The organism is Cohnella sp. SGD-V74 (genome assembly GCF_003001675.1).
In the GTDB taxonomy this organism is placed as follows: Bacteria; Bacillota; Bacilli; order Paenibacillales; family Paenibacillaceae; genus Cohnella.
Genome location: NZ_PVYW01000006.1, coordinates 246,978 through 266,194 on the forward strand (window position 1 = coordinate 246,978; position 19,217 = coordinate 266,194).

Sequence of the window (19,217 nt, forward strand, 5' to 3'; positions counted from 1 at the left end):
GGAAAGCTCCGTCTCCTCACTCAGACGGAGAAAGCGTCCCTTGGCTGAACGCGACCAGGTGCGCGCGAAAAAGCGCAGCCGCTGCCGTCAAGGTACGATCCTTGCGCCAAGCGAGTCCGATCGTGCGATGCGGGGAACGATCGGCCAGCGACAGCGCGGCCACGTCCTTCATCGCCACTCCGTCGATCCGGGGCAGCAAAGCGATCCCCAGATTGGCGGCGACAAAGCCGAGAACGCCGATGGTTTCCTCGCCTTCGAAGACTACCTGCGGTTCCCTTCCGTTCTCCAGGAACAGCCGATCCAGCAGCGCCCTGCTGCTGAAGCCCGGCTTTAAGGCAATGAACTTCTCGTCGGCGATCTCCTCGAATTCGACCGACCTGCGGCCCGAGAACGGATGGGCTCGATGCACGAACACGAACAATTCCTCCGTCCACAGACTACCCCATGCGATCTCCGGCGTCGTATCGGTCACCGCCGACAAACAGAAATCCGCCTCTCCCCGCCGAAGCTGCTCCAGCATGGCCGACGACGAATCCTGATGCAGCTTAAACGAGACGTGCGGATAGCGTTCCCGGAAGCTCCCGAGCAGCCGGGGAACGAAGGATATCCCCAGCGACTTCAAGAAGGCAAGCGATACTTCGCCGAATTGCGTTTGCTGCAGCTGACGCAGCTCCAGCTTCGCCTCTTCCATCTCCTGCAGAATTCTCGCGGCTCTGGCATAGAAAGATCGGCCATAGCGATTTAACCGGACGGTTCGCCCCTGCCTGTCGAACAGATCGACTCCCAGTTCCCGCTGCAGCTTGGCAAGGGATCGGCTGAGCGCGGGCTGAGAGACGGAGAGCCTCTCCGCCGCTTTCGTGAAATGCTCTTCCTGCGCCGCTGCGCGGAAATATTCAAGCTGCTGCCATTCCATCCGTTCGTCCTCCTTTTTCGATGCAATTATAACATCATTATCCTGCAAATGATGCATTTCACTTATCCGATTCGCTGTGATTTACTATATAAGTCGAACCAATGAAGGGGAAGCCCATTACATTCCGAAAGGGATGGCTTTGCCGGCTTCAGACAGGTTGTTTTGAGTTGAAAGGAAGTGACTCGCTCTCATGCTTGCGCAAGTCGCCCTGTCCATGTTCGCGATCGGATTGCTGCTCGGCTTCGTAGGCGCGGGCGGATCGGGCTTCATCATCTCCATCCTTACGGTCGGATTCGGCTACTCGATCCACACCGTGCTGGGAACCGCCTTGCTGGCCATGCTGCTGTCTTCGCTCTCCGGCGCGGTCAGCCATTACAGGCAGGGCAACATGCGGCTTGGCATCGGCGTCGTCGCCGGAGCGGGCGGCGCGGCGGGAGCCTGGTGGAGCTCCGGACTGGCGGTAGACATCCCCAGCCGGACGCTCGGCATGCTGACCGCGAGCATGCTGATTCTGTCCGGAGCGGCCCTGTGGCTCAGGCTGCGCTTCGGAGCTCGTCGCGATGCGGAGGCAGCCGAGGAGCCGGCGGCCGACGCGAAACGCGGAACGCTCCGGAGCCGGCTTGGCGCGCTCGGCATCGGACTCGCCACGGGCACGATGTCCGGGTTGTTCGGAATCGGCTCCACCCCGTTCATCCAGCTCGGCCTGCTCGCCGTGCTCGGTCTGTCCGCGCGGCTGGCCGCAGGCACGACAATGGCAATTATCGTCCCGATCGCGCTTGGCGGAGGGCTCGGCTATTACCGGACGGGCCACCTGGATCTGGGGCTGCTGGCGGCGGTCGCCCCGAGCATCATGCTCGGCTCCTATTTGGGCGCCAAACTGACGGGACGGGTTCCCGTGCGTTTCCTGCAAGGAGCGATCGTCGCGGTGCCGATAGCGGGCGGCTTGATTTTGCTGATCGGCTGATCGGCTGTCCGGATTGGCTTGACGAGAGCCGGGCGAAACTGCGAGACCTATCCCCGAGAAGAAAGGATGTCGAACATGAACCTGACGGATTGGAAGCAGCGCCCGGAAATCTCCCGGCGCATCGTCGCTTTCGGTTCAAGCAATACAGCTCTGACCGCGGACAACGAAGGACGGCTCGGCTGGGCGGAATGGCTGCACGTTCAGGCGCGCGAACATATCGGAAGCCACGTCTCCGTCATCAACCAAGGCGTCGGAGGAGAGACGACCGAGCATTTGCTGGACCGGATCGGACGCGACGTCGAGCCTTTGTCTCCTTCGCTGGTCATCGTGACGATCGGCGGCAACGATATGATTACGGAGATGCCGCTTCCCCGGTACAAGTCGAATCTGCGGCAAATTTGCGAGCTTGTCCGTTCCTTCGGCGCCGAACCTCTCCTGCAGACGTACTACTGCCCGGTATACGAAGACAGCGGCATCCCCGGTTTCCGGCCGCGATTCGAAGCCGCCATGGATGCCGTCCGGCAAACGGCCGATGAGCTAGGAACCGCTCTCGTCGATCAATACTCGCATTTCGAGCCGTTCTATCGGGCCGACCCGTCCGATTACCGCAAGCTGATGAGGGATTGGCTTCATCTGAACGCCTGCGGCAATCTGGCCATGGCGCGATACTTGCTGAGCCGCCTGGGTCTGCCGCTCGCGAATGCGCCGCAGAGCCTGGAACCGGAAGCAAGCCTCCTTCTCCGGCGATTGGAAACCTCCCCGGAAAGCGGGTCGTTCTCGAACGGATAGACGAGATTAAAATAGCAACGGCGGTGCAGGGATCGCTTCCCGGCATCGCCGTTTTTTTTAATGGAGTTAATCAAGTCCCAGCTTCTCGCGCCGTTTATTCGCAATGCGCAAAGCGCAATCTTGCACTTTGAGAATTTTTGCTCTTTGGGCAAGTTTATGCTAATGTAGAATTCGACCTGACTTACGAGGGGAGCAAGAGCATGAACAAACAAGGCTTGCGCGAATTCAAAAAAGAAGCGACCGCCCATGCGTTGGCCGAGGCGGCGTTCCAGCTTACGCTGGAGCGAGGCATCGACGGCTTCGTCGTCGACGATGTCGTTCAGACCGCCGGGTATTCCCGGAGAACGTTCGCCAACTACTACTCCTGCAAGGAAGAAGCGGTTGCCATGTCCGCCGTGCCTTATCACGGAACCGAGGAATTTATCGACCTGGTCCACCGGCTGCCCGAAAACACTTCGCCGCTTGAATTGGTGCACCATCTGACCAAGATGCAGCTTGCCGGGGACGTCATTCATAAAATGCGCCGGCTGGTGGAGCTGTCCAAAAAGCACCCCACCCTCGAGCCCTATACACTAAGCGTCATTTACGGACTGCAGACGAAAGCCCAGAACCTGTTGGACGATTTGTTCCGCGAGCAATACGCGACAGGATTCATTCATTTCCTCGTCGGAGCGGCTTACGCGGCCATTCACCCTCTGCTCGACGGGAGCGCCCATGTACGGCTGCCGGGTCAGCCCGTAGACGAGATGCCGGATGCGATCTCTTTCGACGAGTACATCGACACGGCGTTCGGCTATTTGCGCAACGGATTTCAGATTTAGACCATAAAAGGAGAGAATCAACTGCATGTCCAAGTTACTGTACAGAATCGGAAAAACGGCGTATGACAAGCCGTGGGGCTTCATCGTCGGCTGGATTCTTATTCTCGGCGTCGCTGTCGCGCTGCTCGGAGTCAACGGAATTCACGTCAGCTCCGAGATGAAGCTGGAAGGCACGGAGTCGCAGAAGCTGCTCGATAAGTTGGAAAAGGAATTGCCGCAAGCTTCCGGCGGGCAGGCGAGCGTCGTGTTCAAAGCCCCCGAAGGCGAACGGCTCGACGCCCCGGATCATCTGGCCGCAATCCTCGAGGCGGTGAACCGGGTCTACGGCCTGGACCAAGTCATCAACCCGGCCGAGCTGTTAGCCGCAGCCGCCGGCGAAGCTTCCTCGGCGGATTCGTCCCTGGCGGATGCCGCTCTGCAGACGTCCGGCGAGAGTCAGGCCGCGCCTGCCGAGCTTCCGCCTTACGGTCCGCTTATCGTGGACGGAATGCCGATGCCCGGGATATTGATTTCTTCCGACGGCAGCGTCGTCCTGTTCCAGTTTCAATTCACCGTGCAGCACTCCTCGCTTCCGAACGAAGTAAAGGACGCTATCATCGAGGCCGTCAAGAACGCGGAAAGCGGCACCGGCATTCGAGCCTGGCCGAGCGACACACTTGAGCCGTTCGAAGTTCCGGTCGGACCTCAGGAAGTCGTTGGCTTGGCCATCGCCGCGATCGTGCTTGTTGTAACCCTTGGTTCCGTCGTTGCGGCCGGTTTGCCGCTCGTTATCGCCCTGTTCGGCGTCGGGATCGGCGTCGGCGGCGCATTCGCCGTCTCCAAGTTCGTCGCGATGACCTCCGTCACCCCGGTCCTGGCTCTGATGATCGGACTGGCCGTCGGCATCGATTACGCGCTCTTCATCGTCAATCGCCAGCGCCGGCTTATTCTCGATCAGGGACTGACCGCGCGCGAAGCCGCGAGCAGAGCCGTAGGCACAGCGGGAAGCGCGGTGTTCTTCGCCGGGTTGACCGTCATCATCGCCCTGTGCGGCCTTCTCGTGATCGGCATTTCCTTCCTGAGCATGATGGCTCTCGTCGCTTCGGTTACCGTGTTCCTTAACGTGCTGATCGCCCTTACCCTGCTTCCGGCCATGCTCGGACTGCTGGGCGAGCGCATCTGCTCTCCCAAGGCGCGCGAGAAGAGCCGGTCCAAAGGCGCGGACAGCCAGCACGGCTTCGCCGACAAATGGGTACGGGGAGTCATCAAGTTCCGCTGGCCCGTTATCGTGGGGATTATCGTCATTCTGGGCGCGGCCGCGCTTCCGGCTGCCAAGATGGAGCTGGGCATTCCTTCCGGAGGCTCCGCGAATCTGGACACGTCCATCCGGCAAAGCTACGATGCGGTGTCGGAAGCTTTCGGAGAAGGCTTCAACGGTCCTCTGCTCATCGTCGCCGAGCCAAGCGATCCCTCCGGAGCGATTACACAGCAAGCGATGTACGGTCTCTTGCAGGATCTTCAAGCCGTCGAGGGAGTTTCCGTCGTCAATCCTCTGGGCATCAATGAAACCGGGGACATGGCCATCCTGAGCATCATTCCGACGACCGGGCCGACGGACGAAGCGACGCGCAAGCTGGTCGAAGATTTAAGGTCCTCCGATTCCGCGATTGCGCAAAAGCATCAAGTATCCGTCGGAGTTACCGGCTTCACCGCCGTCAATATCGACATGTCCGCCAAGCTGGCCGAAGTGTTCCCGGTTTATATCGGAATCATTGTCCTTCTTTCGCTGATCATTCTGCTCCTGGTGTTCCGTTCGATTCTCGTTCCGATCAAAGCGACCGTAGGCTTCCTCCTCAGCGTGCTTGCCACGTTCGGGCTGACCACGGCCGTCTTCCAATGGGGATGGTTAAAAGATCTGTTCGGATTCGATACCGGCGGACCGCTGCTCAGCTTTATCCCGATCGTCGCGACGGGAATTCTGTACGGCCTCGCGATGGACTATCAGGTATTCCTCGTTTCCTCCATGAGGGAATCTTACGTCCACGGCGATCGGGGCAATCAGAGCGTCGTTCACGGGTACGGTCTGGCCAGTCGCGTCGTTGTAGCCGCAGCGGTCATCATGGTTTCCGTATTCGCCGGATTTATTTTCACGCACGATATTATGATCAAGCAAATCGGTTTCGCGCTGGCGATCGGCATTCTGATCGATGCGTTCGTCGTCCGCATGATGCTCGTCCCGGCCGTCATGGCCCTGTTCGGCGACAAAGCCTGGTGGCTGCCGAAATGGCTTGACCGTCTGCTGCCGAACCTTGACGTCGAAGGAGACAAGCTGATCGCCGAGCTCCATGCCGCAAACGCGAATGGCGCCGTCTCTGCACCGAACGCGTCTCGGGCACACTAAACCTCATCCCTGCATGACAAAAAACGGGGCTGTCCCAAATGAAGTCAGAGCAACAATTGGTATTATCGATAAATAAGAACGGGGTATGTATCTCCCTATTCTGTCTCGATAATACTTGTTGCCTGACTCTGGGACAGCTCCGTTTATTTGAATCGTTTTCACAGCTTCAGCACCTTATCGATCGGAAAGGAAAGCCCTCCCCAAGCCTTCGCTTGCGTCCAAGCCGCTTCGCCTTGCCAGAACGGATCGTTCTCCGGGAGGCCGAGCGGAAGAAACACCGCCGCGCACAAATACAGGCTTCCGGTAGAAATGTAAGGCTCGCCCACGCCCGGCTGATGTCCGCAAAATCCGATCGTCAGCCAGCCGTCCGCGTCAAACGTATTCGGCGCCTCGATCGTGCGGCGAATGACCGCCGTCAGCGCGCTGCGTACCTGGGCAGGCTCGACAGACGCTTCCAGCCGGTGCTGAAGCGCCATCTGCGACAGGTGCTGGAACGCTCCGAAACGATACGCCAGCGAACGGCCCAGCGGCGGGAACGTCCCGTCCGGCGCGATGAACCGCTCCAGCTGCGTCGCGTAACGGGAAGCACGCGACAGCGCCCGTTCCCGGATCTCGCTCCATTCCGAATCGAGAGAATGCACGACATCCAAAATATCGACGAGCATCGGCTGAATGACGAAGCTGTTATAGTAGTCGGCATGATAATCGGGGCCGTCTCCGTAAATTCCGTCGCCCTTGTACCAGTTCTCGTGCTCGCGGATCGCGTAGTCGACGCGCATCGGGTCCCAGTCCTCGCCAGCACGATACAGAACCGTCTCGATCAGCGCCGAGAACAGCAGCCAGTTGCTGTATACCGGCTTGCGCGTTCGCGTCGCCTTCAAGGCGGCGATCACGTTCGCTTTGACTTGATCGCCCAGCTTGTCCCACAGCTCCGTCGGAGCCCTTAGAATCGCATGCGCGAGGAAGGCCGTGTCCACGATCGGCTGGCCTCCATATGTAAAATTCATATAATCCGGCGAATCCGGATCGGTGCCGGCATCGATCGCCGCGCGCGCCAGCTCCGCGTAAGCTCTGCGCTGCCGCCCTTCCTCCCCTTCGTCGCTTCCCGACTCCAGCCAGGGCGCCAAGCCGCACAGCAACCTTCCAAGCGCCTCCAAATGCGTAAACTTCTCTCTTTCCACGCCGCTCGTTTCAACCGGCATTTTCAGCTTAAGCTCGCGTCTTGCAAGGTGATTCAGCACGGGATCCGCGATGCGTCTCAACGTCTCGATCCAGTAAGCTCGATCCAGTTGTCCGGAATTCATATAACCTTCCCCCATTGTCCGCTTCACAAGCGGCGGCTGCTCTTTGGCCCTTCGTATGCCGTCTCAATACGCGACATCGCTCATGTTCTGTGCCAAGCGATGTCCGCACATTCATTCTAGCAAACCGCGCGCAGTTGCACAGCATAAAATGGAAGCAAATCTTTAGGTCAATTAGAAATAGACGTTCGGCAGATCGCAGGCTTGCTCAACTATCCGGATGGAGCCGTTAGGGGCTCCAGCGCTCATTGGTAATCCGGATTCCAGACCCTTGCCTTATACAAGGCCGACTCGGGGATGACCAGAGCGTCTTTGCGATGCCCGCACTCGACCCGGTCCGTGCACCAATCGTTATTCAGATACCCCGTTTCCGGGCGCAGGACGCCGTCGGCAGCCGCAAACACGATCCGTCCGGACAAGTCGTTGCCGATACTCTTGACATGAGCGCGGCTGATCCGCTCGTTGAAGGCATAATGCTCGTCGAAAATACGGGACGACTTGACGAATTGATATACCTTCGTACGCGTACTCACCCATAGCCGATCCTTGTCGCCGTATACCGGCTGCAGATCGTGGCCGCCATCGGAAGGCAGCGCGATCCGCTGCGTATCCCGCAATCGCGGCGACGCCTCCGTCCCTTCGACTTTCAGCGCAATCAATTCGTCGTCGCCAAGCGCCCACAACAGCTGATGCAACGGGTCCCACTGCACGCCATGCGCCCCGGGCAGACGATACTCCGCATAGTCGGAGCAATCCGGCCCTTGAGACGAGGCGTACAGACGCACCCATCCGCCCGTGCTGGCGGCAACGGCGATGTTGCCGTCCGGCAGCAGCTCGGCCGAATGCGGATTGCCTCCCGCGTTTAATCCCCAACGAAGGGAGCCGCCTTCCGGGTAAGGCACGATCGCCGCCAATCCTAACGAATCCGTGACCGCCATCTCCAGCCGGTTCGTCCGGCCGTATCTGATTTTCGCGTCCGTAGGAAGCCCCCACGCCGTCGACAAGCGCTCGAATCCGCTCGCGGCTTCGGGCGACCACGACCAGATCTCCTCGGCTTGAACTTCCCGGCCTCCCATGAGTGAGCCGAACAATCGAATTCTCTTGGACGCCTGGTCCATCACTGCGACTTCGATGCCATTCGCCGTAATTACGCGCATTAAGATCCCTCTTCCTTCCTCTCCCTCTGGTCGCACACATAGTCCGTCAATAATTCGCGCCAGCAGTCCGCCAACCGGGACGGCTGGACAGGGCGCGCTTCGAACATGAACGGGCCGTCATACCCCCGATCCGCCAGCGCCCCGATGACGTCGTTCCAACGAATGACCCCCTGTCCCGGAAGCCAGTGCCTTTCATCGATGCCGTCATTATCGGACATATGAACCGTGAACAGCCGAGAACCGAGCGCTTGAATAAATCGGGCTGGCGTCTCCCGCGTCAGATGGTTCACGTCGCAGCATACGCCCAGTCGTTCATCCGCTTCGAGCAATACGGCCATCTCCTCGCTGGTGTGCCCAAGGCAAGTACGGGGCAAGCACTCCACCGCGATCCTCACGCCAAGCCGACTGCTTGATTCGGACAAGAGGGCAAGCGATTGTTGGCAGGCCGACAGCCGTTGTTGCCGCTCGGCTTGCGGAATCGGCTCCCAGCTCGGATGCAGAACCGTCGTCCGGATGTTCCAACGATCGGCCATCCCGAGCAGGCGAAGATGCCGCGAGATCGCGGCATCCCTGTCTCCGCTATGGATTACGGATACATCCCAGGCTTCTCCGTAGGGAAGATGCAACGACCAGATCTCTATGCCGAGCTCTCTTGCCCTTGCCGCTAATCGTCCAAGCATCCGCTCGTTGGCTGAATCGAAAATATCGAACTCATCATTGCGCCACGCCAATTCGATGCAACGGATGTCCGCCGCGTGCAGTTCCTCCAGCTTCATATTGGTCGCACCGCCGGGTCCGATCTGCAGCGAGGTGCCCGGCCGCCATCTCCGCGGATCGGACGGCGCCGACGCCGTCCGATCCGCAGCTTTCCGTGTATAGCGCTTCGCATTCATCTCTATTGATCCAATCCTTGCGCTTGAACGGCTTCGTTCACTTCTTTAATCGCCTGCTGCAGCCCCTTGTTGTCGTAGCCTTTGACGATATTCCGCCACATCTCCACCGGATCGTCTTTACCCAGAATGACCTTGATCAAATCCTCCGTCGGATTGACCGCGCTCAGTTTCGTCTTCGCTTCCGTATACAGGTAGTCCACGTTCAGATTTGTCGGGATGACGTCCAGCTTCACGAACTCCGCCAACGTCTCTTGCACGAGATGATACACGGGTTCGCCCAGGTTGATTTTGGCGATCTCGCTCTGCTCGTACTCCTGCCACTTATACCATGCCGCCAGGGAGCCGAACAGATTCAGGGACGGATACAGTTCCGGCAGCTTCTTATAGTTGCCGTCCTCGCCCTTCTCGCGCGCAATCGTATACTTGTCTCCTTCTTTCGTGTAATCCTTGCCCTCAAGCCCGTACAGGTTGGTCGTCATATACTCGTCCGACAGCAAGTAGTCGTAGATTCGCATAATGCGTTCCATCTTCTTGTCGCTTACATTTGCGCTGAAATAAGTTTCCGACCAGAACGACAGCATCTCGAAGCTGTATCGCGAACCGTCGTCGGTCTCCCAAGATATCGGATAAATGCGGATGCTGTCCTTGAACGCCGCATTCTTGTTGTACTTGTTCCATGCCGTCTCCAGCAGCTTCAGCCCGCTCGGAGTCGCTTGCATCGCGATCGCGCCCGCCCTGCCCTGTCCGAACTTCTCGATCCCCTCGTTCGTCTGCACGATCGCGAAGTCGGGATCGATCGCTCCGGACGTGTACAGTTCTCTCATGCGGGTCACGTATTCGTCCATCCGCTTGGATGCGTAGAACGGAATGTATTGCCCGTCCTCCTTCACCCACGAGCTGTTGGCGACATTCGGGAAAGACCCGGACCCTACCGCCATGAGCATGTTGTTCGTACGCGCGGTCAACCCGATCGTATCGTCCTTCTGATTGCCGTTCGGATCCTTCTTGGCGAACGCCGCAAGCATATTCGCATAATCTTCGTAAGTGACCGGTTCCGGCAAACTCAGCGCTTCCATCCAGTCCTTCCTGACGATCAACGCCCGCTCCAACGCCTTCTGCTCGTTGCTGTTGTACGTCAGTCTTGGAATCATGTAATACTTGCCGTCAACCTGGAACCCTTTCACGTCCTCAAGCTCCATCACCTTGCGAATATTCGGATAGGCGCCGAGATCGGACGGCAGCGCGCGAACGATGCCTTGTTCGATCCAGGAATAGTAGGTCGAATTGTTGATAATATCGTGACTGATGACATCCGGCAGTTCGCCGGACGTACTCCAGATCCGGTATTTCTCCACATAGTCCGAATAGCTCACGACCCGATCGACAAAAGTGACGTTGAACTTGTCTTCGATCATCTTCAGCAGGCCGTCGGATTTTCGGTCCGGGAACGCTTGCCCGATGTTGTAGTGCGAGATCGAGATGTCCATGTGTTCGGCGAACGGATCTTCGCTCGCACTCCCGGAAGCTTCGCTGCCGCCTGAAGGCGCAGCGGGGCTCGCGTTCTCATTCGGCGAATTCGCCCCGCCCGAGCATGCTGCCAGTATAGATGCGAACAGCGCGATCGACAGCATGAACAATAAACCTTTTTTCCCGTTAATCATCTGTAATTCCCTCCCCTGGTTGGATCAATCCTCTATCTCAAGACCGATCGGTCCCGAAACCATCTCTATTCTTTCACCGCCCCGAGAGTAACGCCTGCGGCAAAATGCTTCTGCAAGAACGGATACACCAGCATGATCGGAGTCATCGTCAACACGACGCTGGCCATCTTCAAGCCGTCCGGATAAATCTGGCTTAGTTGCGCGACCATCGCGGCTCCCATGTCGTCCCGCGCCATCTTCGTGACGTCCAGCAGCATGTTCCTGAGGAACAACTGCATCGGATACATTTTCGTCTCGGTCATGAACAGCATGGCGTAATACCATTCATTCCACCGGGCAACGGCATAAAACAGCGTAATCGCGGCCATTGTCGGCTTAACGATCGGAATGACGATGCGGAACAAAATGTAAATGTCGTTGGCTCCGTCGATCTTCGCCGATTCCTCCAAATCCCTGGGGATCGTGCGGAATTGACTGATCATGACGATGAGGAAGAAGGTGCTGACCGCCACGGGTAAAATCATCGCGCTGTACGTATTGATCATGTGCAAATTTTTAATCGTTAAGTAGAACGGGATCAATCCTCCGCTGAACAGCATCGTGAAAATAATGCCGGACATCATCACTCCTCTTCCGGGCATGCCTTTCTTCGATAGCGCATAGGCGCCGCAAGTCGTGACCAGCATGTTGACGAGCGTGCCGGCGAGGGTCACGATCAGGGAATTCATCACCGAGTAGCCGATATAGCTCCCCTTCAGCAGCATCTCGTAAGAGCTGAGGTCGAAGCTTGTCGGGATGAGATAGAAGGACTGCTCGTTCACGGCCGCGGGGTCCGCGAAGGAGGTGATGATCACGTTATAGAACGGCGAGATCGAGATCACAGCCAGCAGCATCAGGAATGCATGAATGAAATAATCGGCAACCGTGCTTCTCTGTTTCATCAGAAAATCCCTTCCTGTCCCAGTCGTTTGGCCGCCCTGTTCGCGGTGTACAACAAGGCGAAATTGATGACGGATTTCAGCAGGCCGACCGCGGTCGAAGTCCCGAAGCTCTCGCCGACGGCAAACGTTCGCCGGTAAACGTAAGTATCCAGAATATCCGCCTTCTCGTACACCGCGGGATTGTACAGGTTGAAAATCTGGTCGAACCCGCCCCCGCCGGAGCTCATCATCGCCCCCACGTTAAGAATGAACAGGACGGCAACCGTGCCGGCGATACCCGGCCAGGTGATATGCAAGATCTGCTTCAACCGGTTCGCTCCGTCGATGCTCGCGGCTTCGTATAGGGCGGGATTAATGCCCGCGATCGCGGCGAGGTAGATGATCGTCCCCCAGCCCATGTCTCTCCACAGACTGCTTCCGAATATAAGGGCGCGGAACGAATCGGGATCGACCAGCAGATTCACCTTCTCGAAACCGAGCAGCTCGAGAAGCTGGTTCAATACGCCGAAGGTGCCGAGGAAGTTGATCAGGATTCCACCGATAATGACCCACGACAGGAAGTGCGGAAACGTATAGACGACCTGATAGAATTTCTTCATTCGGGCCTTGCGCACTTCGTTGAGCAGCATGGCAATGATAATCGGTACAGGAAACTCGAAGATCAGTCTGCCGAACGCGATGATGATCGTGTTGCGGAATGCGACCCAGAAGTCGTCCAGACGAAAAATCTCCTCGAAGTTGGCCAAGCCGATCCATTCGCTGCCCGTGATTCCCTTGGCAAAGTTGAACTCCTTGAAGGCAAGCATCAAGCCGTAGAGCGGAACGTATTCGAATAGGATGAAATAGACAAGCATGGGGGCGACGAGCAAATAGAAGTATTTGTATTCGACCATCCGCCGCAGCAATCCGCGGTTTTTCATCAACTCTTATGCCTCCTCTTCGATGTATTTTCAGCTTTGTAATCGCTTTATTAATCTCATCTTAGGGCAATTGTTCTCGCTCACATATGGACAGTTCTCAGCATCGTTATGTAAATATCCAAGCAACCGGGCAAAACGCCCTTGAAGTCCTCCAGATGCAAAAAAAGCCGAAGAAACCCGCATAGCGAGTCCTCGGCTACAGACTTGGAGAAAATCGGGGCATTGCCGCAGCTACTGTCGGCCTGCACGGTAATCCGAAGGGGTCAGCCCCATGACCTTCTTGAACAGCTTGGCAAAATAGAAGTAGTCTTGATACCCTGCCCGCTCGGCCACTTCGCTGATTTCAAGCGAAGACGTTCTAAGCAGTTCACAAGCATGCTGTATCCGCAAATCGGTCACATATTTCGTGAAGTTGATCTGAAGTTCCTTCTTGAGCAAAGCGCTGACATAATTGGGGTGCATGTAGAACCGCTTAGCTATATCTTTAATGGACAACGCTTCGCGAAAATGCTCATGAACGTATTTCATAATCTGCCGATACGTATCCGGACCTTCGGTCCCCGCCCATTCGGCCTCCCCGAGCGGCGGCGAATTCAAGCCTTCGACCACAAGCTGCCGCAAGCTTGAGATCATATCCGATACATCGCGGTACGTCTCCGCCAATCCGGCATTCTCGATCAGTTCGGGCACTTCGGCCGAATCGGACGCCTGGTATAGACAGGTCATGACGACCTGGTATAACTGCCTGGCGTGATGAATCTCGTAGCGTCCGGCAAGGAATTGGGAATGCAACGTATCCAGACCTTGCTCTGCTTTACCGGTGTTGCCTTCGTGAACGGCGTCCGTTATGGATTTCAGTGCCCTGCTGTCCAAAGGGATGCCGCCGCCGTCCCCCGTAACCTCCCGCACTCGCTGACTGCCGGAAATGTAATAGATATACGAGGCCCGGTGGGCCGCGTCAATCTGTGAGCAAATCTGCGTCATATCGCTGAAAATCCCGCCAATGCCCACTCCGGCGACGGGATCGGGCAGCGATGTCCTCAAGCGGTCCGCAATCTCCTGCCGACGCTCGCCGGGCAGCAGGTAAGCGGTCGTTCCCCTTCCGATCTGCACGGCGATCTCCTTCCGGGCGTCAAACAGAGCGCACGGTTCTCTCTCCTGAACGACAATGACGAATAGACCGGACTGCTCCTCGAATTCGAGACGCAAACGACTTAACAGAGCCGTTATCCGGTCGGCCTGAATGGATTCCTCATCCCGCAGCATAACCGTCAGTTCGTCCAGCAGCGCTTGACGCTCCCTGTTCAAGGATTCCTTGACGGAAATCAACAGTTCGGCGATCTCTTCCCTTCTGAACGGCTTCAGGCAATAACCGACCGCGCCAAGCTTGATCGCTTGTCTGGCGTATTCGAATTCCGCGTATCCGCTGGCAATGACGATTTTGGTGGGAACGCCGGCCTCTCTCAGCTTCTCGGTCACGGCCATTCCGCTCATTCCCGGCATGCGGATGTCGACGAACGCTATGTCCGGTTTAAGCCGCGCCAGACAATCGAAGCCTTCAATGCCGTTAGCCGCGGTCGCGACGATCTCGAAGCCGAGTTCGTTCCAATCGACCGTCCCCTTCAGACTTTCCAAAATCCACGCTTCGTCATCGACGAGTACTGCCGTGTACATCCTTGTCCCCCCTTGCCGGAATAAGTACGGATACTCGAGTCCCTTGTTCCGGAGTGCTGTGGATATCCGTTATTCCGTATTGGCCGCCATAAGCGTAACGGATTCGATGGTGCACGTTCATAATGCCGATATGTCTTTGCAGCGTGACGTCAAGACTCTTGTCCGTTTCGCCTTGCTTCAGGCTTTGGCGGATTTCCGCGAGAATATCGGGCTCCATCCCGACCCCGTCGTCCTCCACCCGAAGCAGCAGATCGCCGTTCGCTTCCACCCGGCTGCCCACGACAAGAAGGCATTGATGCATGCTCGGTTCGATCCCGTGAAAAATCGCGTTCTCCACGAGCGGCTGCAGAATCATCTTGATGATTGGATAATGGCGGCTCGCGTCGTCGAATTCGTAGATGACGCGGAACCTCCCGGCGAAGCGAATCTGTTGAATGTTGAGATAGGCTTCGATAATTTCGATCTCTTCCTGCAGCGCGACCCGCTCCCCGCCTTTGATGCTGTAACGGAAAATCAAACTGAGCGAATCGGAGATGTCGCGAATTTCCTCGACCCCTCGCGACATCGCGATCCCTTTCATCGTCTCCAGCGTATTGTACAGGAAGTGCGGATTGATCTGGCTCTTGAGAAATTGCAATTCAGCCTGCTGCTTCAACAGCTTTAATTCGAAAATATGCGTTTTGGAATCGAGGATTGTCGTTGCCAGATCATCGATCTCGTCGAGCAGCGAGTTGAAGTGGTTCGCCATGACGCTGATTTCCGCATATCCTTCCACTTCGACGCGCTTGCGCATCGTGTCCAGACCTTTCGCCCGAATGCCGTGAATATAAGACATAAACGCGCGAAGCGGAAGAAGGATGTTGCGACTAATCATCAAATAGCTGACGAACAGCACCGCAATAAGCAATACGAATATTCCGACGATTAACAGCTGCACGTCTTCTTGCCCGCGAAACAAATCCTTTACGTTGAACCTGCTGATAATCGCGCTCTCGATTTCGGGAATTTCGGTCGTCTGTACGATATATTTCTCCCCGCTCAGCTTAAGCGTCGACGGAGAGCCGTCTCCCGTTTCCCTTCCGATTTCCCGGGATACCCGGTCGCCGATGTTCTCCGCGCCGTTGCTTGCGTAGATGCGGTCGTTGCGGTCGACAACATAGAAGTTCCCTGCGATACGCTGCGATACATATTCGAATTGCGGCACGATCGCGTTAACGTCCAGCACCATTATCGCGTATCCAAGCTTCGAACCGGCCGACGCATCCAAGTCATAGATCGGCACGCCGACATAGAACACATAAGGCTTGGAATACGTCGAGTTGAGGTTGGCCGAAACTCCGTCGGGGGTCGGATGAATTCCCAGGTAGTATGCCGATGTCCGTTCCGGAATCGACTCGTAGGGAATGGCTTCCTTGCAATTCATACAGTTATATCCGGTCCCGTTCGTCCCGATGAGGACGATTTCCAGAATACCCTGCTTCATTGATTTCAGGTTAACGAACAGCTTTTCGAGCTTCAGGTGCAGCTCGTACTGCGTTAACGGCACCGTGCTGCGCAAATACTGCTGAACAACGTCGTTGTAGGCTATGTTCGGCATAATTCGATTAATCGTATCCGCATTGGACGCAATGTTGTTCCGGATCGTGACGACCATCTCTTGGGTGTAGACGCTGTTCCGCTCGTAAGTCATATGGAGAATGCGATAGTAGCTGCCCACTACCGCCACGATAAGAATGGACAAAATAAGGAGTCCCGTGAAGATCAATTGCCAACGAATCGAGTGCTTCCGCAGCAAAGCCAGCATATCCCGCTTCTACCTCCCTGCGCAAGCGCGCTTAAGGAATGATCTCATTTCCCTGCCCGAACAGGAGCCTTCGGCTTGGACAAATCGTACACGACCGGTCTGGCGTACACGAATTGCTTGGTCTTCGGATCGTAAGCGTACACCTTAAACGTCAGCTCCGTCTCGGGAAGTCCGTCCGGCACGACAATGGAAAGCTTGCCCGTCGTCAAGTCCGTGAAGTCGAAGAACTCCTCCTCTTCGTTCTCCCAATACACGATGTATTGCAGCCTTGCGGCCACGCTCGAATTCGCGGACCCCGCATCGTAAATCAGCTTATGGTCGATGCCGCCGGCGCGGTTTTTCACGGCCTCGATCTTCTTCAGCTTAGGCTCCTTAAGCACGAGAGGCTGCGGGTCTTTAATGCCGCTAAGCTTCAACCAGTAGCTGCGAACCGCCGCAAGCGTCATGACCGGGGGCAGCTGCTCGTTCTCGATTTCTCCGTAGAAGCCGATGCCATCCTCTGTCCGGAGAGAGTTAACCATGCTAAGCTTCGCCGTCGGAGAACCGAATAAGGCCATATAGTCGTCGGCCATAATTTCGCCCGGGTCCCAGTAATGGGTGTAGTCGGGATGGTCGGGATCGTCCGTAAACAACACCGGCTGGCCCTTGATTGCGCGAATGGACGCCCACTTCGTCGTCGGATCGCTCGGCAGCTTCCTCTCTTTGCGAATCAGCCAATAATAAGTAAAATGATGGCCGTACTCATGGCTTAACGTCGTCGCCATGCTCTCGACGGTCGTATTCTCGTCCGCGCCGTACAGAACGATCTCCGTAAGCTCGTCCATCTCGATATCGGACATGTCGTCCTCCGTCCACGAGTAGCCCATGTTCGCGACGCCCAGTTCCTCTTCGTTGTCCTCGTTGGACAGAACGACCTTGCCCAAGTAACCCAGTTCCTCGCCGTGCATGTTCTTCATCAGCTCGGCGTACAGCGCCTTCAGCTTCTGCTGGTTCCACTGTTTGCTGTAGCTGACGAATTGAATGCGCTCCGGAGAAATGTAAGTCGCCGTCGGCCTGCTCGCAGCCGCCTCGACGGCATGACCCGACGCTCCTCCGAACAGGCCGCCCGCCAGAGCGAGTACGGCCAACAGCAGGACCATTCGGCGCAAAAATACCTTCATGTCTTTCCCTCGCCGTCTATATCGTTTTATTCCTTTGCTTCTATCACCTTATAGCAAATCGACCGGGATCTCTATACCTCTTATGAGATATTCCTGCAGCTGGAGATGCGGTCCGCAAAATACATCGAAGAACGGGCCGTTCCTGACAGGAACCCCGTTCTTCGATCCGTTCGTTTCAAACACCCCCCAGCTCTCTTATGTCTGAGGACTGCCCGAAATAGCCGGATAGTCGTTATTGCCGGCGTGCTCATGCATCCCGACCTCGATGGCTCCATCTTCCTTCGGACGCACGACGACGTCGAAAGTAAACGGCGCCTCCACGAAACGCAGCGTCAGCTTGATCGTCTCCGGATCGCTCCATGCGACGCTTGCGACAACCTTCAGCTCCGCGTCGCCGAGCAAGGAACAGACGCTTTCCCGCCAGACGCCTCGCCCCGCCGCAATGCGCTGCTCTCCCCTCGGATTAACCATCGTAACGAGGACCTGATCATCGCCGAATGAGAAAGCCAACGATTCCAGCTGAGCCGAATTGGCTTCCAGCCGATAGACCACACCGTTCATTCGCTGTTCGGCAGCCGGATTGGCTGCTTCCTCCGCCGGCGGATCATATCGCAGCGACCTGAGCCGCTCCGTCAGCGATTCCGTCGCTCGCATATTCCCCACGACCGGCTCCGGCCCCATCGCCGGCAGCAGGTTGTCCCAAATTGCCTGCATGATGCCGCCCATGTTGCCCGTGCCCGAAGTCACCGCGATGACCGCGGCCTGTTCGGGCAGCACGATGCAAAATTGTCCGAACGCGCCGTCGCCGCGGTAAGCGCCATGGCGGCATCGCCAGAACTGATACCCGTATCCTTGATGCCAGTCGTTATCCGCGTCGCTCCCGTTGTCGATGTGTTTGGAGGTCGCTTCCTCCACCCAGCCTTCCGGAAGTAGCCTTTTTCCATCCCATATCCCGTTCTGCAAATAAAGCAGGCCGAACTTCGCGATATCCTCCACGGCAATACTCAATCCCCAGCCGCCGACGGCAAAGCCTCGCGGACACTTCTCCCATGTCGCGTCCGAAATGCCCAGCGGTTCGAACAAGCGCGGCCCCAAATATTCCAATAGCGGAACTCCGGTTACCCGATGCAAAATGACGGCCAGAAGATACGTCGCCCCGGAGTTGTAGACGAAATGGGTACCAGGCGGATGAACGACCGGCTGGCTCAAAATCTCCTTCGCCCAGTTGTCGCCGTACTGATCGTTGCCGAGGGGCACGGTATCTTTCTCATGTCCGGTGCTCATCGTCAGAAGATCGCGGATGCGCATCTCCTCCAGCAGCGGCGACGTCTCATCCGGAAGTTCCTCGGGAAAATAGCGGACCGCGCGATCGTCAAGGGACAGCAGCCCTTCCGAGGCCGCGAAGCCTATCGCCGTCGAGGTGAAGCTTTTGCTAAGGGAGAACAGCATGTGCCGATCCTCTATGCGATAAGGCTGCCAAGCCCCCTCGGCTACGACATGTCCGTTCCGCACGATCATGAAGCTGTGCGCTTCGATCGATTGAGCGGCGAGATTGTCCAGAAATCCTGTAATCGCTTCCAACGGTATGCCTTGCAACTCCGCCGCGCTTCGCGGCAGCTTGATTTTCGCCTGTTCCATTGTCCGTTTCCTCCGTTCATGAATGAGGGTTGCCATTCCGCTGCTGCCGATCGTAGATGTCTATTGAAACTATATCATTCCGGCAGGAGGCTCGTATAGAAAAAAGCCGAGAAGAAACCGGACTGACCCGGAGCTTCTCTCGGCTCTTAACGCTTCGACAGGAAGGATCAAGCTTTGTGATAACGATAATCCGTCATGAAG

15 protein-coding genes are annotated in these 19,217 nt (G+C 56.9%); 4 read left to right on the forward strand and 11 right to left on the reverse strand.

Features of this window, described 5'->3' with window-relative positions:
* Positions 1 to 16: 16 nt before the first annotated feature.
* Positions 17 to 913: a LysR substrate-binding domain-containing protein gene (locus B0G52_RS11855; RefSeq protein ID WP_158223673.1), complete on the reverse strand. Its 897-nt coding sequence runs from the start codon at positions 911 to 913 to the stop codon at positions 17 to 19.
* A gap of 190 nt (positions 914 to 1,103) precedes the next feature.
* Here B0G52_RS11855 and B0G52_RS11860 point away from each other — a divergent pair, with 190 nt between their 5' ends.
* From B0G52_RS11860 to B0G52_RS11875, 4 genes are all read left to right on the forward strand, one after another.
* A complete protein-coding gene (locus B0G52_RS11860) occupies positions 1,104 to 1,877 on the forward strand; it encodes a sulfite exporter TauE/SafE family protein (RefSeq protein WP_094044422.1) in 774 nt (257 codons plus the stop codon).
* Between the two features lie 75 nt (positions 1,878 to 1,952).
* Positions 1,953 to 2,666, forward strand: coding sequence for an SGNH/GDSL hydrolase family protein (locus B0G52_RS11865; RefSeq protein ID WP_158223674.1), 714 nt, complete (start codon positions 1,953 to 1,955; stop codon positions 2,664 to 2,666).
* Between the two features lie 200 nt (positions 2,667 to 2,866).
* Positions 2,867 to 3,487: a TetR/AcrR family transcriptional regulator gene (locus tag B0G52_RS11870; protein ID WP_094044426.1), complete on the forward strand. Its 621-nt coding sequence runs from the start codon at positions 2,867 to 2,869 to the stop codon at positions 3,485 to 3,487.
* A gap of 25 nt (positions 3,488 to 3,512) precedes the next feature.
* Positions 3,513 to 5,867, forward strand: coding sequence for an MMPL family transporter (locus B0G52_RS11875; RefSeq protein ID WP_094044428.1), 2,355 nt, complete (start codon positions 3,513 to 3,515; stop codon positions 5,865 to 5,867).
* Between the two features lie 158 nt (positions 5,868 to 6,025).
* Here B0G52_RS11875 and B0G52_RS11880 read toward each other — a convergent pair whose 3' ends face one another.
* The 10 genes from B0G52_RS11880 to B0G52_RS11925 all read right to left on the reverse strand — a co-directional run bounded on the left by B0G52_RS11880 (position 6,026) and on the right by B0G52_RS11925 (position 19,016).
* Positions 6,026 to 7,171, reverse strand: a complete 1,146-nt coding sequence (locus B0G52_RS11880; protein WP_094044430.1) for a DUF2264 domain-containing protein — start codon at positions 7,169 to 7,171, stop codon at positions 6,026 to 6,028.
* Positions 7,172 to 7,413: 242 nt separating this feature from the next.
* Positions 7,414 to 8,325, reverse strand: coding sequence for a DUF6528 family protein (locus B0G52_RS11885; protein WP_094044432.1), 912 nt, complete (start codon positions 8,323 to 8,325; stop codon positions 7,414 to 7,416).
* Positions 8,325 to 9,218, reverse strand: a complete 894-nt coding sequence (locus B0G52_RS11890; RefSeq protein WP_094044434.1) for a sugar phosphate isomerase/epimerase family protein — start codon at positions 9,216 to 9,218, stop codon at positions 8,325 to 8,327. Before B0G52_RS11890 ends, B0G52_RS11885 begins: the two co-directional genes overlap by 1 nt.
* Positions 9,219 to 9,220: 2 nt before the next feature.
* Positions 9,221 to 10,879, reverse strand: coding sequence for a type 2 periplasmic-binding domain-containing protein (locus tag B0G52_RS11895; protein ID WP_094044436.1), 1,659 nt, complete (start codon positions 10,877 to 10,879; stop codon positions 9,221 to 9,223).
* 65 nt (positions 10,880 to 10,944) lie between these two features.
* On the reverse strand, positions 10,945 to 11,820 hold the full coding sequence (locus B0G52_RS11900; protein WP_094044438.1) for a carbohydrate ABC transporter permease: 876 nt from the start codon (positions 11,818 to 11,820) through the stop codon (positions 10,945 to 10,947).
* Positions 11,820 to 12,740 carry an ABC transporter permease gene (locus B0G52_RS11905; RefSeq protein ID WP_094044440.1) on the reverse strand — a complete coding sequence of 307 codons (921 nt, stop codon included), beginning with the start codon at positions 12,738 to 12,740 and terminating at the stop codon, positions 11,820 to 11,822. Before B0G52_RS11905 ends, B0G52_RS11900 begins: the two co-directional genes overlap by 1 nt.
* 231 nt (positions 12,741 to 12,971) lie before the next feature.
* Positions 12,972 to 14,414 (reverse strand): response regulator, encoded by a 1,443-nt coding sequence (locus tag B0G52_RS11910; protein WP_094044442.1) that lies wholly within the window; start codon positions 14,412 to 14,414, stop codon positions 12,972 to 12,974.
* Positions 14,389 to 16,218, reverse strand: coding sequence for a cache domain-containing sensor histidine kinase (locus B0G52_RS11915; RefSeq protein WP_094044444.1), 1,830 nt, complete (start codon positions 16,216 to 16,218; stop codon positions 14,389 to 14,391). Before B0G52_RS11915 ends, B0G52_RS11910 begins: the two co-directional genes overlap by 26 nt.
* Before the next feature lie 44 nt (positions 16,219 to 16,262).
* Positions 16,263 to 17,378: a hypothetical protein gene (locus B0G52_RS11920; RefSeq protein WP_094044446.1), complete on the reverse strand. Its 1,116-nt coding sequence runs from the start codon at positions 17,376 to 17,378 to the stop codon at positions 16,263 to 16,265.
* A 195-nt stretch (positions 17,379 to 17,573) separates the two neighbouring features.
* Positions 17,574 to 19,016 (reverse strand): serine hydrolase domain-containing protein, encoded by a 1,443-nt coding sequence (locus B0G52_RS11925; RefSeq protein ID WP_158223675.1) that lies wholly within the window; start codon positions 19,014 to 19,016, stop codon positions 17,574 to 17,576.
* Positions 19,017 to 19,217: the final 201 nt, after the last annotated feature.